This window comes from Halorussus amylolyticus (genome assembly GCF_004143485.2).
GTDB classification, from domain to species: domain Archaea; phylum Halobacteriota; class Halobacteria; order Halobacteriales; family Haladaptataceae; genus Halorussus; species Halorussus amylolyticus.
Map to the genome: position 1 here is coordinate 1 of NZ_RXOB02000046.1, position 14,040 is coordinate 14,040.

Here is a 14,040-nt window from a genome sequence, read left to right on the forward strand (position 1 = left end):
CCACCGGAAAGACGGCCGGTGAACCAAACCACCGGAAAGACGGCCGGTGAACCAAACCACCGGAAAGACGGCCGGTGAACCAAACCACCGGAAAGACGGCCGGTGAACCAAACCACCGGAAAGACGGTCGGGCTCTCTGACTCGGCAGGCGACGGTGTTCTCGGTGCTCGTACGCGAATTCGTGTTCTCACCCGAAGCGTCCTGCTCGCACGTCACCTCTGAAAACTGCACCGCAACCGCAGGCCACACGCCTCTCCAGCCGATTCGCTCACTCCTTCCAGTCGTTACTCACCCACCGGCGGACAAACCGCGTCCGCCAGACTCAAAGTGCCCTTCCGAAAACGTCCGCTCGCCGGAACATTTACGCCGCGCTCACTCGAATCACCCGGCGTGGACACCGTCGAAGTCAGCACCGTCGTCTACGTGCCGCCCGAGGAGGCCTACGAATTTCTCGTGGATTTCGAGGGGTACGCACGCTACTCGAAGCACCTCGACGGCGTCGAACGCCACGGCGACGGCGGCCCCGGCACCGAGTACGACATCCGACTGAGTTGGTGGAAGCTCAACTACACCGTCCGGTCGGAAGTGACCGAGCTCGACCCGCCCGAGCGCGTCGATTGGCGACTCGTCAAGGACCTCAAGGCACACGGTCAGTGGGTGGTCGAGCCCGCGCCCGAGGAGGCTCCCGACGACCGCGAGGCCGCCTCTCGGGTTCGGCTGGTCATCCGGTTCGACGCCGACTCTGCGAGTTCGGACATGCTCGACTTGCCGCGTCTCGTCTCGCTCGGCTGGGTGGTCGAGAAGGTGAAACCGCTCGTGCTGACGGAAGCCGAGCGAGTAGTCGAGCGCATCGTCGCCGACCTCGAAGGCGAACCCCGCCCGGTCGAACTCACGCTTCACGACGCGCCCGAAAACGTCTGAAAAAGATTCTACTCGATGTCGCCGTAATCGCCGCCGTACTTCAGGAAGAAGTACGCGAGACCCAGCGTGAACACCATCGCCGCGGTGGTGGCGACGCTGAGCGTCTTCGCGCTGCTCGGGATGGCCGGACCCGCGCTCTCACCGCCGCCTCCGGCGTCCGCCGACACCGTGATGGTGGCGGTCATGCCCGCTGTCTCGTGGGGCGTGCAGTAGTACTCGTAGTCGCCTTCGGTCTCGAAGGTGTGCTCGTACTCGTGGCCGGTGTCGTACGTCTCGTCGTCGCCGCCCTCGGTTCCCTCGAAACTCGAGTCGTCGGGCGCTTCGCTCGGCACGACGTTGTGATTGTCCGAGTCCCACACCCACACCACCGTGGTTCCCGGCGTGATTTCGAGGCTGTCGGGGTCGTAGGCCAGGCTTCCGCCCGGTCCGACCGTTACCTCCTCGGTGCCACCGCCGTCCTGCGCGGCGGCCGTTCCGGCCGCGCCCGCGGCGGCCGCCGCCCCCGTCGCGGTTCGCAGGAATCCGCGCCGCGTGACCGAATCGCTGGCTTCCGTGTCCGTCATACCTTACGATTGCGGCGGCGGGTATTCTATACTTTCGATACAGCCCAACCTTTTCCTGCGCTCCGGGCCGCGCACAGCGCGGCCCGTCGCCGGCAAAAGGTTGATCAAAAACCTTCGTCACCCCCTCACTTGGCGATGCGGCGGCAAAGCCGCCGTATCTCCTCACTCGAAGGTTCCTTGGTCCGCTCGCTCGGGCTACGCCCTCGCTCGCGGTAGAACTACTGGTGCGCTACTAGATTGGCCTGGCGCGAAACTTTGCTCTTTTATAAGCTGTAGTCGTGGTCGCCGGTCTCGGTTTCGAGGAACGCGGTCAGGAGGTCGATGGTGGCTTCCACGTCTGCGTGGTGGACGCTTTCGGTCACGGTGTGGAGGTACCGGGTCGGAATCGAGATGGCTCCCACCGGCTTCGCGCCGTGGGTGTTCTGGAATCCCGAGGTGTCGGTGGCTCCCGAGGGGAGCACTTCGAGCTGGTGGGCGATGTCTCGGTCCTCGGCGACCGACCGCATCCGCCGGTGGACCTTCGGCGTGGTGACGACGCTCGAATCCTTGAGCTTTATCGCCGCGCCGTCGCCGAGACTCGTCACGTACTCGCCCTCCTTCTCGACCGCGGGGATGTCGTTTGCGACCGTCACGTCAAGCGCGACCGCGAGGTCCGGGTCGAGGTCCACGCCGAGCGCGGGCGCGCCGCGCACGCCGACTTCCTCCTGTACGGTGGCGCAGAAGTGAATCGTCACGTCGGGGTTCTCGATTCGCTTCGCGGCTTCGAGCATCGCGAACAGACACACCCGGTCGTCGAGCGCCTTGCCGGTCACGTTCTCGCCGACTCGAACGGTCGTCTGGTCCATGCTCACGAGGTCGCCGACCGAGACGCGCTCTTCGACCTCCTCGGCGGGTCGCCCGAGGTCCACGTGCACGTCCTCGACCGAGAGGCCCTCCTCGTCGTCGTCCTGCGCGTGCGTCGGAATCGACCCGATGACGCCCGTGAGGTCGCCGGAAGACTCACTTCGTTCGTCTTCCGAGCCGTCCGAGCGTGGCTCGGAGACCCCGTCCTCGGTGTGAACTCTGACCCGCTGGGCGCGAAGTACGTCGGCGTCCCACCCGCCGAGCGCGTCGAGTTCGAGGAACCCCTCGTCGGTGATGTGTCGGACCATAAATCCAATTTCGTCCATGTGAGCAGCGACGGCAACGCTGTAGTCGCTCGCGCCTTCGACGGTTCCCACGACGTTGCCCATCGCGTCGGTGTGAACCGAATCGACGGTGCCCTCGAACTCCCGGCGCACGATGTCTCGGATTCGGTCCTCGTAGCCCGGAACGCCGCTCGTCTCGGTGAGTTCGCGCAGTAACTCGAAATCGAAGTCCATACCAGCGATTTGCGAGCAGGAGGCTATAAATTCGGTCATCCGCCCTCAAAAAACCCACAACGAGTTGTTCGTTGTTCCGGAACGTTTTTGCCGAGAACGATACACAACATGGGTATGGCAGACAACGAAACCGAAGCCGAACTTCGCTCGCAGTTCACAGACGCCTTCGAGGGCGCGGACTACCCCGTCAGCAACCCGATGGACCTCGTTCCCGCGCTCCCGAACGGACCGGGCACGCGCTTCGAGGCTGGCGACGTGAACTTCACCGCGATGGAACTGTCCACGAAGATGTCCGACGCTCAGGACTTCCCCTACGATAGCGTCGATGCGCTCGTCGACGACCTCATCGAGGGACTGAAAGAGAAGGAGATGCTGTAGCTACTCGTCGTCTTCTTCGTCGTCGGGAAGCGCTACGAGTAGCACTTCCCACACGTCGTACTGTTCGTTGAAGTGACTGTCCAGCACCCGGTCTTTCTCCCCGATGGGAATCGGCTGCTGGGGATGGGACACTTCGAGCCACGTCACGGTCGGTTCGGTGATGTCCATCTCGGCGATGTCCTGCGGTCGGGACTCGGCCTGCTCGCCCATTCCCTCCGAACTCATTCCGGGTTCGCCCATTCCGGGTTCACCCATTCCGCGCTCGCCCGTCGCCTGTTCGCTCGTTCCTCGCTCGCCGGGACCAGTCGGTGTGTCTTGTGGTTCCACGATAATTCCCCCGTCCTCCGTACCACCACGTTGCATAAAACGATGCTGGCACCGGCGAACCCCCCACGGTCGAGACCCATTCGGAAGCACCAAGTTCGAACCCGCCCAAGCACCACCAATGAGAACGCGGACGGTTCGAACGCTCGGGTTCGCGCTCGCGGGCACCGCCCTGCTCGCGGGAACGCTGTTCGCCGGAACCGCGCTCGCTCACGGCGGGAGTCTGCGGGCCGCGTCGGGGTCGCTGTCGATTCCGACGTGGCTGTTCTTGCTCACCGGCGGCGGTGTCGTCGGCGCGTCGTTCCTGCTCGCCAGCTTCGTCACCGACCGGGCGTTCATCCGGGCGGCCCACGACTGGCGACGAGTCGCGAGCGTCTCGCTCGACCGACTCGTCGGAGCGACCCGAATCGCGTCGGTCATCGCGCTCGTCGGCGTCGTCGCCATCGGGTTCGGCGGCCCGACCGACCCGCTTCGGAACGCCGCCGTGCTGGTGGTGTGGGTCGGCTGGTGGGCGGGCTACGTCGCGACGGTGTACCTCCTCGGCAACAGTTGGCCCGCCGTGAATCCGTGGCGAGCCATCGCGGAGTGGCTCCCATCGCTCGACCGGGAGTACCCCGAGCGGTTCGGCGTGTGGCCGAGCGTGGTCGGCCTGCTCGCGCTCGTCTGGCTCGAAGTCGTGAGTCCGCTCGCCGACGAACCCGGCCTGCTGGCGTCGGTCGTCGCGGGCTACTCGGTCGCCACGCTCGCGGGCGCGTTCGTCTACGGCCCGGACGCGTGGTTCACCCGCGTGGATCCCGTGTCGCGGGTGTTCCGGTACTACGGCCGAGTCGCACCGGTTCACCGAACCGACTCGGGATTCGAACTCCGGCCGCCGGGCGCGGCGCTGACTGAACCTCGACTCGCCGACGGCCGCGACGAAGTGGCGTTCGTGGTCGCCCTGCTGTGGGTCACGACGTACGACGGCTTCGTGGGGACCCCGCTCTGGCGCGAGTTCGCGCTCGGCGTCGTCGGTCTCGGAGTTCCGTCGGTCGTGGTCTACCCCGCCGCGATGCTCGTCGGATTCGGACTGTTCCTCGGGGCCTACCGCCTCGCGGCCCGGTACTCCCGGACCACCGCCGATACGTACCTCACGCCCGAGGCAATCGGGCGGCGGTTCGCGCCGTCGCTGCTCCCCATCGCGGCTGGCTACCACCTCGCGCACTTCCTGGGCTACTTCATCTCGCTGTCGCCCGCGCTGTTCGCGGCGCTCGCCGACCCGGTTTCGCCGCCGCTGAATCCGCTCCTCATCGTCCTCCCGGGATGGTTCGGGAGCCTCGCGGTGGCGTTCGTGCTGCTCGGACACCTGCTCGCGGTGTGGGTCGCCCACGCCACCGCCTACGAGGTGTTTCCCGGCCGCTTACAGGCGGTTCGGAGCCAGTACCCCTTCGTCGTCGTGATGGTGCTCTACACCATGACGAGCCTCTGGATAGTGGCCGCGCCCGACGCGACACCGCCGTTCGTCTGACCACACGACTCCCATGACCACAGACACCGCTCCCCTCGAAACGCGCGTCCCGCCGGGCGAGTCGCCCGCCGAGTGCCCGTACTGCGAGCGCCCGCTCGAATCCGAGGACCTGCTCGCGCTCCACAAGGGCCTCGACCACTGGGAAGACCTCTCGGACCCCGAACGCGAGACGTTCCGGGAGGTGTACGCCGACGAGACCGAGTCGCTCCGCACGTTCCGACTCAAAATACTCGGCATACTGGTCGTCGTCTACTTCGGCTTCCTGTTCGTCTACTCGTACTACACGACGAATCCCTTCAGCGCGGCGCTCCTCGCGTTCGCGGTCCCCGAGCGAGTTCGCGCGCTACGATAGCGCGAGTTCGGTTTCCTTAGTAGCGGACCGAAAGCACGCCTTCTTTAACCCCGACCTCCGAACGCGGACGCATGGACGAGCACGTGCAAATTATCGGTGCGCCGATGGACCTCGGCGCGAACCGACGCGGCGTGGACATGGGACCGTCGGCGATTCGGTACGCGGGACTGGCCCGCGAACTCGAAAACGCGGGCGTCGAACCGACCGACGCGGGCGACCTCCTCGTGCCCCGCGCCGAAGAGCGCGACCCCGACACCGACCAACCCTCAGAGGGCAACGCGAAGTTCCTCCGCGAGACCGCCGACGTGTGCTCTCGACTCGCTGACGAGGTGGCCGACACCATCGACGCCGGGGCGTTCCCGCTCGTCCTCGGCGGCGACCACTCCATCGCCATCGGCACCATGCGCGGGGCGGGCCGGGACGCCGACATCGGTGCCATCTGGTTCGACGCCCACGGCGACCTGAACACGCCCGTGACCTCCCCGAGCGGGAACGTCCACGGGATGCCGTTGGCGGCCGCGCTCGGCATCGGCGACTTCGCCGACACCGAGTGGGCGAACGTCCCCTCGCTCGCCGAGGAGAACGTCGCCATCGTCGGGCTTCGAAGCTTGGACGACACCGAGCGTGAGGCGTTCCTCGACAGCGACGTGACCGCTTACACCATGTCGGACATCGATGACCGGGGTATTCGGGCAGTCACCGAGGACGCCCTCGACGTGGCGTCTGACGGCACGGACGGCGTTCACGTCAGCCTCGACCTCGACTGGCTCGACCCCAAGGAAGCGCCCGGCGTCGGCACGCCGGTCAGGGGCGGCGTCTCCTACCGGGAGGCCCACTCCGCGCTCGAGACGGTCGCCGAACGCGACGAGGACGAAGGCATTCTGCGGTCGCTCGAAGTCGTGGAGGTCAACCCGATTCTCGACGAGTCCAACGAGACTGCGGAACTGGCGACCGAACTCGCGGCGAGCGGACTGGGCAAGCGGATTCTGTAGCCGAGGCGAAAGCGTCTGTATCCGAGACGAAAGAGCGATAACCCCTCCGTCTGTGAACGTACGCGATGGAACGTCGCTCCGCATCGACCGACCCGTCGCTGTCGATTCGCGACGATATCCGCGTCCTCCACGTCGACGACGAACCCGGATTCGCGGAGATGGTCGGGGAGTTCGTCGAGCGCGAAAGCGACACGCTTTCGGTGACCGCGGTCGCCGACGCCAGCGAAGCCCTCGACCGACTCGAAACCGAGCGCTTCGACTGCGTCGTCAGCGACTACGAGATGCCCGAGACGACCGGTCTCGAACTGTTCGCCGAACTCCAGGGTCGCGGGGTCGAAGTCCCGTTCGTCCTCTTTACCGGACAGGGGTCCGAGGAGATTGCGAGCAAGGCGATTTCGGCAGGCGTGACCGACTACCTCCAGAAGCAGACCGGCACCGACCAGTACGCCCTCCTCGCCAAGCGAGTCCGGGACGCGGTCGAAAAACACCGAACCGAGTACGAACTCGAACGCCACGACGACCTGCTCGCTCGAACGCAGGAGATTGCGTCCGTGGGGGGCTGGGAGGTCGAACTCGCGACGATGCGACTCCGGTGGACCCGGGAGGTGTACCGAATTTACGGCGTGGAGCCGTCGTTCGAGACGACGGTCGAGAGCGCGATGGAACAGTACCATCCCGACGACCGACCCGCGATTCGTGAGGCGGTCGAGCGCGCCGTCGGGGAGGGCGAGTCGTTCGACCTCGAACTCCGAATCGTGACCCCGGACGACGAGACCCGGTGGGTCCGGGTCCGCGGCGAAGCCACCGGGCGAGCCCCCGACGGCGAGACCGACCGACTCCGAGGCACGATACAGGACATCTCCGAGACCGTGGCCAACGAAGCGGAACTCCGGCTCAAGAACCGGGCGCTCGACGAGGCCGAAATCGGCGTCACGATAGCCGACCCGACGCAGGACGACGACCCGATAGTGTACGCCAACCGCGGGTTCGAGCGCGTGACCGGCTACCCCGCAGACGAGGTGCTCGGCCGGAACTGCCGACTCCTCCAGGGACCGGAAACCGAGGACGCGCCGGTCGCCGCGATGCGCGAGGCCATCCGGGACGAGCGACCGGTGACGGTGGACGTCCTGAACTACCGAAAGGACGGCACGCCGTTCTGGAATCACGTGTCGATTTCGCCGGTCTTCGACGGCGAATCCGTCAGTCACTTCCTCGGCTTCCAACGCGACGTCACCGACCGCAAGCGACTCGAACAGGAACTCCGGTCGAGCGAGGTCGCGCTCCGAGAACTGTACCGTGTCGCGTCGGACTCCGAATCGACCTTCGAGGAGCGACTCCGCCGGACCCTCGTCGTCGGGTGCGAGCGACTGGGATTGTCGGTCGGCTACCTGACCCGAATCGACGACGAAACGCAGGTCGTCGTCGAATCTCACGGCGGGCACGAACACCTCCGGCGCGGCGAGTCAACCCCGCTCTCTCGCACGTACTGTCGCAAAACCATCGACGCCGACGGTCTGCTCGCCGTCGAACACGCGGGTGCGGGGGAGTGGGACGACGACCCGGCCTACGACCTGCTCGGACTCGAATGCTACCTCGGCGGAACGGTCACCGTGGACGGCGAGCGGTACGGAACCCTGTGTTTCGCGGACACTGAACCGCGGGACGAACCGTTCACCGACTCCGAGCGGGCGTTCGTCGAACTCCTGACCAACTGGGTGAGCCACGAGTTCGAACAGCAGAGCGCACAGCGACGACTCGAACGCAAGAATCAGCGTCTCGACGAGTTCACGTCGGTCGTCTCTCACGACCTCCGAAACCCCCTCAACGTCGCGCAGGGGAACCTCGACCTCGCGATGGAGTCGGTCGAGCACGACCGACTCGAAACCGTCGAGACCGCGCTCGACCGCATCGAGGGTCTCATCGACACGCTCCTCTCGCTCGCTCGTCAGGGCGAGGACGTCAGCGAGACGACCGACGTGAGCGTCGCCGACGTGGCCGAAGACGCGTGGACCACCATCGAGACCGACGGCGCGACCCTCGACGTCGCCGCGACCGGGTCGGTCGAGGCCGACCGCGACCGCCTCCAACAGTTGCTCGAAAATCTGTTCACGAACGCCGTCGAACACGGTTCAACGAGCAATCGCACGATGTGCGAAGACGCCGTGGAGCATGGCTCCGATGTAACCGTAACGGTCTCGGACCTCGAATCCGGATTCGCGGTCTCAGACGACGGTCGTGGCATCCCTGACGAGGAGAAGTCCGAGGTGTTCGCCGCGGGCTACTCGTCCGACGCCGACGGCACCGGACTCGGCCTCAGCATCGTCGAGCGAATCTGCGACGCCCACGGCTGGACGATTTTGGTGACCGACTCGCCGACCGGCGGCGCACAGTTCGAGATAACTGGCGTCGAACGCCCCTGAGAGAACTCGGTTTCCGGCGCGGTCGAGACCGCGCCGGAAACCGACGGTCTCAAGAGGTCCTCGCGAGCCATCTCGACTGTGACCGACTACGACGCGATACTGTTCGACAACGACGGCGTGCTGGTCGAGCCTCCGTCCTCCGAGCGACTTCGGGAGGCCGCGCGGTCGGCATTCCGAGCGGTCGGGGTCGCCGACCCCGACCGCGGCCACGTCGAGGACGTGATGTACGGCGTGACCCCCGACCTCCTCCGGGAGGTCTGCGGAGCCTACGACATCGACCCGACCGACTTCTGGACGGCCCGCGACCGCCACGCCTCGCGCGCCCAACAGGAAGCGTTTCGGGACGGAAACAGGAGCAGCTATGCCGACGTGGCGGCGCTCGCCGACCTCGACCACGACTTCGGCGTCGTGAGTTCGAATCAGCACGCCACCATCGAGTTCATCCTCGACTTCTTCGAGTTCGGCGACCTGTTCGACACCCACTACGGGCGGGAACTCTCGGTCGAGAGCGTTCGCCGGAAGAAGCCGAACCCCCACTACCTCGAACGCGCGCTCGCCGACCTCGGAGCCGAATCTGCGCTCTACGTCGGCGACAGCGAGAGCGACGTGGAGGCCGCCCGACGCGCCGGACTCGATTCGGCGTTCGTCCGGCGAGACCATCGCGAAGACCTGACGTTCTCGGTCGAACCCACCTACGAAGTGGCCGACCTCTGGAGCGTGGCGGAAATCGCAAACCGCGAAAAGTGAAAAACAGCGGGCGGCGAATCAGTCGTCCGTCGCTTCGAGTTCGTCTTCTTCGGCGGTCTCGCTCCGCGCGACCGCGCTCGGAATCACGTCCACGCTCGCGACGGTGTCGTCGCCTTCGAGGTCCATCACCGTCACGCCCATCGTGTTCCGGCCGACTTCAGAGATGTCCGCCGCCCGAATCCGCATAATCTGGCCGTCGGCGCTCATGATGACGAGGTGGTCGTCGGGTGCGACCGCTTCGACCGACGTGACCGAGCCGTTCCGACCGTCAGTTTTGATGTCCACGAGTCCGTACCCGTAGCGCGACTGCGGCCGGTACTCCGAGAGCGAGGTTCGCTTGCCGTAGCCGTTCTGGGTGACTGTCAACAGGTCGCGGTCGTCGTCGTCGGTCGCTGCAACCATTCCGGCGACTGCGTCATCGTCCCGGAGTTTCACGCCGTTGACTCCCTTGGTCCGCCGACCCGTCGCGGTCACTTCCGACTCGTCGAACCGAATCGCCATGCCGTTTTGGGTCGCGATGATGAGGTCCGTGGTACCGTCAGTCACCTCAACGTCCACGAGTTCGTCGCCGTCTTCCAATCTGGCGGCGATGATACCGGTCGAGAGGATGTTGTCGAAGTCGCTCGCATCTGTCCGATTGACCATCCCGCGTCGGGTCACCATGCTCAGACACTCGTCGTCCTCGAAGTCGTCGGTGTTGACGACCGCGGTAATCTCCTCGCCGTCGTCCAAGTCGAGCAGATTGACGGCGGACTTGCCCCGGGCGGTTCGGGACATCTCGGGGACTTCGTACGTCTTGAGTCGGTAGACCTGCCCCTGATTCGTGAAACAGAGCAGGTAGTCGTGGGAGTTCGCCCGGAACACCTTCGACACCCGGTCGCCCTCCTTGATGTCGCCGCCGATGATGCCCTTGCCGCCGCGATTTTGCGCGTCGAACTGCGCGACCGGCATCCGCTTGACGTAGTCCTGCTCGGTCACGACCACGACCACGTCCTCCTCGGGGATGAGGTCCTCACGAGTCACCTCGTCGGTGTTCTCGATGAACGACGTTCGCCGGTCGTCGGCGTACTCGTCTTTGACTTCGAGGAGTTCCTCCTTGATGACCGAGAGGAGTTCGGACTCGTCGCCGAGAATGGTTTCGAGGCGCTCGATTCGGGCGGTCACGTCGTCGTACTCGTCCTCGATTTCGGCGGCCTCCATCGACGTGAGGCTCCCCAACTGCATCCGGACGATGTGCTCGACCTGCTCCTCGGAGAAGTCGTAGGCCGCCCGCAACTCGGCTTTCGCCTCGTCGCGGTCCTCGGCGTCCTGGATGATGTCCACCACGTCGTCGGCGTTTTCGAGCGCCGTGAGCCGCCCTTCGAGGATGTGGGCGCGGTCCTCGGCCTCGCCGAGTTCGTACTGGCTCCGGCGGCGGACGACCTCCTTTCGGTGGTCGAGGTAGTGGACGAGCGTCTCCTTGAGCGTGAGGACCTGCGGTTGGCCGTCCACCAGCGCGAGGTTAATGACGCCGAACGTCTTTTCGAGGTAGCGTTCGAGCAACTGATTTTTGACGACCTCGGCCATCGCGTTCTGCTTGAGTTCGACCACGATGCGGATGCCGTCGCGGTCGGACTCGTCGCGGAGGTCCCGGATGCCCTCGATGGTGCCCTCGTTCACCGAGTCGGCGATTTTCTCTATCATCCGGGCCTTGTTCGTCTGGAACGGGAGTTCCGTGATGATGATGCGGTCGCTCCCGCTCTCTCGCTCCTCGACTTCGAACTCCGCGCGGACTCGGATGCGGCCCCGACCCGTCTTGTACGCGGCGTGAACCGCGTTCCGGCCGACGATATTCGCGCCGGTCGGGAAGTCCGGCCCCTTGACGTGGTCCATCAGGTCCTCGATGGTCGCGTCGGGGTTCTCGATGAGTTCGACCGTGGCGTCGATGACCTCGCCGAGATTGTGCGGCGGGATGTTCGTACTCATCCCGACCGCGATGCCCGACGAGCCGTTGACGAGGAGGTTCGGGAACGCCGACGGAAGCACCGTTGGCTCCTGAAGCCGGTCGTCGTAGTTCGACTGCCAATCGACGGTGTCCATGTCGATGTCGGCGAGCAGTTCCTCGGCGATGGAGTCCATCCGGGCCTCGGTGTACCGCATCGCGGCCGGCGGGTCGCCGTCCACGCTTCCGAAGTTGCCCTGCCCGTCCACGAGCGGGTAGCGCATCGAGAAGTCCTGGGCCATCCGGGCGAGCGCGTCGTAGATGGACTGGTCGCCGTGGGGGTGGAAGTCGCCCATCGTGTCACCCACGATGTTCGAACACTTGCGGTGGCCCGAGCCGCTGGTGATGCCCGACCGGTGCATCGCGTAGAGGATGCGCCGGTGGACCGGCTTCAGGCCGTCGCGCACGTCCGGAAGCGCGCGACCCGCGATGACCGACATCGCGTAGTCGATGTAGCTCTGTTCCATCTCGTCCTCGACGCGGACGTTCTGTACTCGCTCTGCGACCTCGTCGGGGAGGTCTGGTGTGTCCGTACTCATATCAGATGTCAACCCAGTCGGCTTCGGCCGCGTGGTCTTTGATGAACTGCTTTCGCGGTTCGACGGCGTCGCCCATCAGCACCGAGAACATCTTGTCGGCCGCGGCGGCGTCCTCGATGGTAATCTGTTTCAGAATCCGATTCTCGGGGTTCATCGTGGTCTCCCAGAGCTGTTCGGGGTTCATCTCGCCGAGGCCCTTGAACCGCTGGACCTGCGAGGGGTTGCCGTCGCACTTCTCCTCGATGATTCGCTCGCGCTCGGCCTCGGTCATGGCGTCGTACGTCTCGCCCCGGTAGCGAATCCGGTAGAGCGGCGGTTGGGCGGCGTAGACGTAGCCCGCCTCCAACAGCGGCCGCATGTATCGGTACAGGAGCGTGAGATACAGCGTCCGGATGTGTGCGCCGTCGACGTCGGCGTCGGTCATCAGGACGACTTTGTGGTAGCGCGCGTCCTCGATGTCGAACTCGTCGCCGACGCCCGTGCCGATGGCGGTGATGAAGTTCCGAATCTTGTCGTTCTCCAGCACCCGGTCGAGCCGGTGTTTCTCGACGTTGAGCACCTTCCCGAACAGCGGGAGGATGGCCTGGAACTTCCGGTCACGGGCCTGTTTAGCGCTTCCGCCGGCCGAATCGCCCTCGACGACGAACAGTTCGGCCTCTTTGGGGTCCCGAGACTGGCAGTCGGCCAGCTTTCCGGGGAGCGCGGTCGATTCGAGCGCGCTCTTCCGGCGGGTCAGCTCTTCTGCCTTCTTGGCGGCCTTCCGGGCCTTCGCGGCCTCGACAGCCTTCGAGATGACGGACTCAGCGGTCTGCGGATTCTCCTCGAAGAAGGTCGCGAGTCCCTCGTGGACCGCCGACTCCACGATGCCACGGACCTCGCTGTTGCCGAGTTTGGTCTTGGTCTGGCCCTCGAACTGGGGGTCGGGGTGCTTGACCGAGATAACCGCGGTGAGGCCCTCGCGCACGTCCTCGCCCTTGAGATTCTCGTCCAAGTCGTTGAGCAGGCCGTTGTCGTTGGCGTAGTCGTTGACAATTCGGGTCAGCGCGGTCTTGAACCCGGTGAGGTGGGTACCGCCCTCGCGGGTGTTGATGTTGTTGGCGAACGCGTGGAGCGACCCTTGGAGTTCGTCGGTCGCCTGCATCGCCACCTCGACCTGAATCCCGTCGGCTTCGTCCTCGAAGTAGATGACGTCGCGGTGGAGCGGCGACTTCGTCTCGTTGAGGTACTCGACGAACTCCCGGATGCCGCCGTCGTACTTGAACGTGCTCGACGAACCGTCGCGGTCGTCGGTGAGACGGATTTCGACTCCGGAGTTGAGGAACGCGAGTTCGCGGAGTCGCGTTTCGAGCGTCGAGTACGTGAAGTCGGTCGTCTCGAAGATTTCCTCGTCGGGCCAGAACCGAATCGTCGTGCCGGTGCCCTCGTCGGAGTCGAGGTCCCGGACTCGCTCTAACTTCCCGGCGGGTTCGCCGCGCTCGAACGTCTGGCGCCACACCGCGCCGTTGCGCTTGACTTCGACTTCGAGCGTGGAGGCGAGCGCGTTGACGACGCTCACGCCGACGCCGTGGAGGCCGCCCGACACCTGATACGACTTGTTGTCGAACTTCCCGCCAGCGTGGAGGACAGTCAGAATCACCTCGACCGCGGGCTTGTCGTACTCGTCGTGCGTATCGACCGGGATGCCCCGGCCGTCGTCGGCGATGGCCACCGAGCCGTCGTCGTGAATCGTTACGTCAATCGAATCACAGTAGCCCGCGAGTGCCTCGTCGATAGAGTTGTCAACCACCTCGAACACGAGGTGATGCAACCCTCGCGCGTCGGTAGAGCCGATATACATCGCCGGGCGCTTTCGGACCGCTTGGAGTCCTTCGAGGACCTGTATCTGCCCGGCCCCGTATTCACTTTCTTGACTCATAAAACCTGAATCAGTGTAGCAGTCCGGTACGGATAAATCCCTC

General features: G+C 65.3%; 12 protein-coding genes. 7 read left to right on the forward strand and 5 right to left on the reverse strand.

What is annotated here, in order from left to right:
• Positions 1-390: 390 nt before the first annotated feature.
• Positions 391-921, forward strand: coding sequence for a type II toxin-antitoxin system RatA family toxin (locus tag EKH81_RS18445; RefSeq protein WP_132061309.1), 531 nt, complete (start codon positions 391-393; stop codon positions 919-921).
• Positions 922-929: 8 nt separating this feature from the next.
• On the opposite strand, the gene EKH81_RS18450 is transcribed toward EKH81_RS18445, so the two are convergent.
• Both EKH81_RS18450 and EKH81_RS18455 read right to left on the reverse strand, forming a co-directional pair.
• Positions 930-1,484, reverse strand: a complete 555-nt coding sequence (locus tag EKH81_RS18450) for a plastocyanin/azurin family copper-binding protein (protein WP_132061312.1) — start codon at positions 1,482-1,484, stop codon at positions 930-932.
• A 263-nt stretch (positions 1,485-1,747) separates the two neighbouring features.
• Complete coding sequence (locus tag EKH81_RS18455) at positions 1,748-2,845, reverse strand: M42 family metallopeptidase (protein ID WP_132061315.1); 1,098 nt, start codon at positions 2,843-2,845, stop codon at positions 1,748-1,750.
• A 114-nt stretch (positions 2,846-2,959) separates the two neighbouring features.
• Here EKH81_RS18455 and EKH81_RS18460 point away from each other — a divergent pair, with 114 nt between their 5' ends.
• Positions 2,960-3,223, forward strand: coding sequence for an MTH865 family protein (locus EKH81_RS18460; RefSeq protein ID WP_132061318.1), 264 nt, complete (start codon positions 2,960-2,962; stop codon positions 3,221-3,223).
• Here the strand turns inward: EKH81_RS18460 and EKH81_RS19695 are convergent, their stop codons facing one another.
• On the reverse strand, positions 3,224-3,550 hold the full coding sequence (locus tag EKH81_RS19695) for a hypothetical protein (RefSeq protein WP_238392260.1): 327 nt from the start codon (positions 3,548-3,550) through the stop codon (positions 3,224-3,226).
• 118 nt (positions 3,551-3,668) lie between these two features.
• Between EKH81_RS19695 and EKH81_RS18470 the strand changes: the two genes are divergently transcribed.
• The 5 genes from EKH81_RS18470 to EKH81_RS18490 all read left to right on the forward strand — a co-directional run bounded on the left by EKH81_RS18470 (position 3,669) and on the right by EKH81_RS18490 (position 9,562).
• A complete protein-coding gene (locus tag EKH81_RS18470; protein WP_238392261.1) occupies positions 3,669-5,051 on the forward strand; it encodes a hypothetical protein in 1,383 nt (460 codons plus the stop codon).
• A gap of 13 nt (positions 5,052-5,064) precedes the next feature.
• Positions 5,065-5,403, forward strand: coding sequence for a DUF7410 domain-containing protein (locus EKH81_RS18475; protein WP_238392262.1), 339 nt, complete (start codon positions 5,065-5,067; stop codon positions 5,401-5,403).
• A gap of 71 nt (positions 5,404-5,474) precedes the next feature.
• Complete coding sequence (gene rocF, locus EKH81_RS18480) at positions 5,475-6,395, forward strand: arginase (protein ID WP_132061321.1); 921 nt, start codon at positions 5,475-5,477, stop codon at positions 6,393-6,395.
• Positions 6,396-6,460: 65 nt separating this feature from the next.
• Positions 6,461-8,815, forward strand: a complete 2,355-nt coding sequence (locus EKH81_RS18485) for a PAS domain-containing protein (RefSeq protein ID WP_132061324.1) — start codon at positions 6,461-6,463, stop codon at positions 8,813-8,815.
• 78 nt (positions 8,816-8,893) lie between these two features.
• The gene (locus EKH81_RS18490; RefSeq protein ID WP_132061327.1) at positions 8,894-9,562 is read left to right on the forward strand and encodes an HAD family hydrolase; all 669 of its coding nucleotides are present in this window, start codon (positions 8,894-8,896) and stop codon (positions 9,560-9,562) included.
• Between the two features lie 18 nt (positions 9,563-9,580).
• Here EKH81_RS18490 and gyrA read toward each other — a convergent pair whose 3' ends face one another.
• A complete protein-coding gene (gyrA, locus tag EKH81_RS18495) occupies positions 9,581-12,082 on the reverse strand; it encodes a DNA gyrase subunit A (protein ID WP_132061330.1) in 2,502 nt (833 codons plus the stop codon).
• Between the two features lies 1 nt (position 12,083).
• Complete coding sequence (gene gyrB / locus EKH81_RS18500; RefSeq protein ID WP_132061333.1) at positions 12,084-13,997, reverse strand: DNA topoisomerase (ATP-hydrolyzing) subunit B; 1,914 nt, start codon at positions 13,995-13,997, stop codon at positions 12,084-12,086.
• Positions 13,998-14,040: the final 43 nt, after the last annotated feature.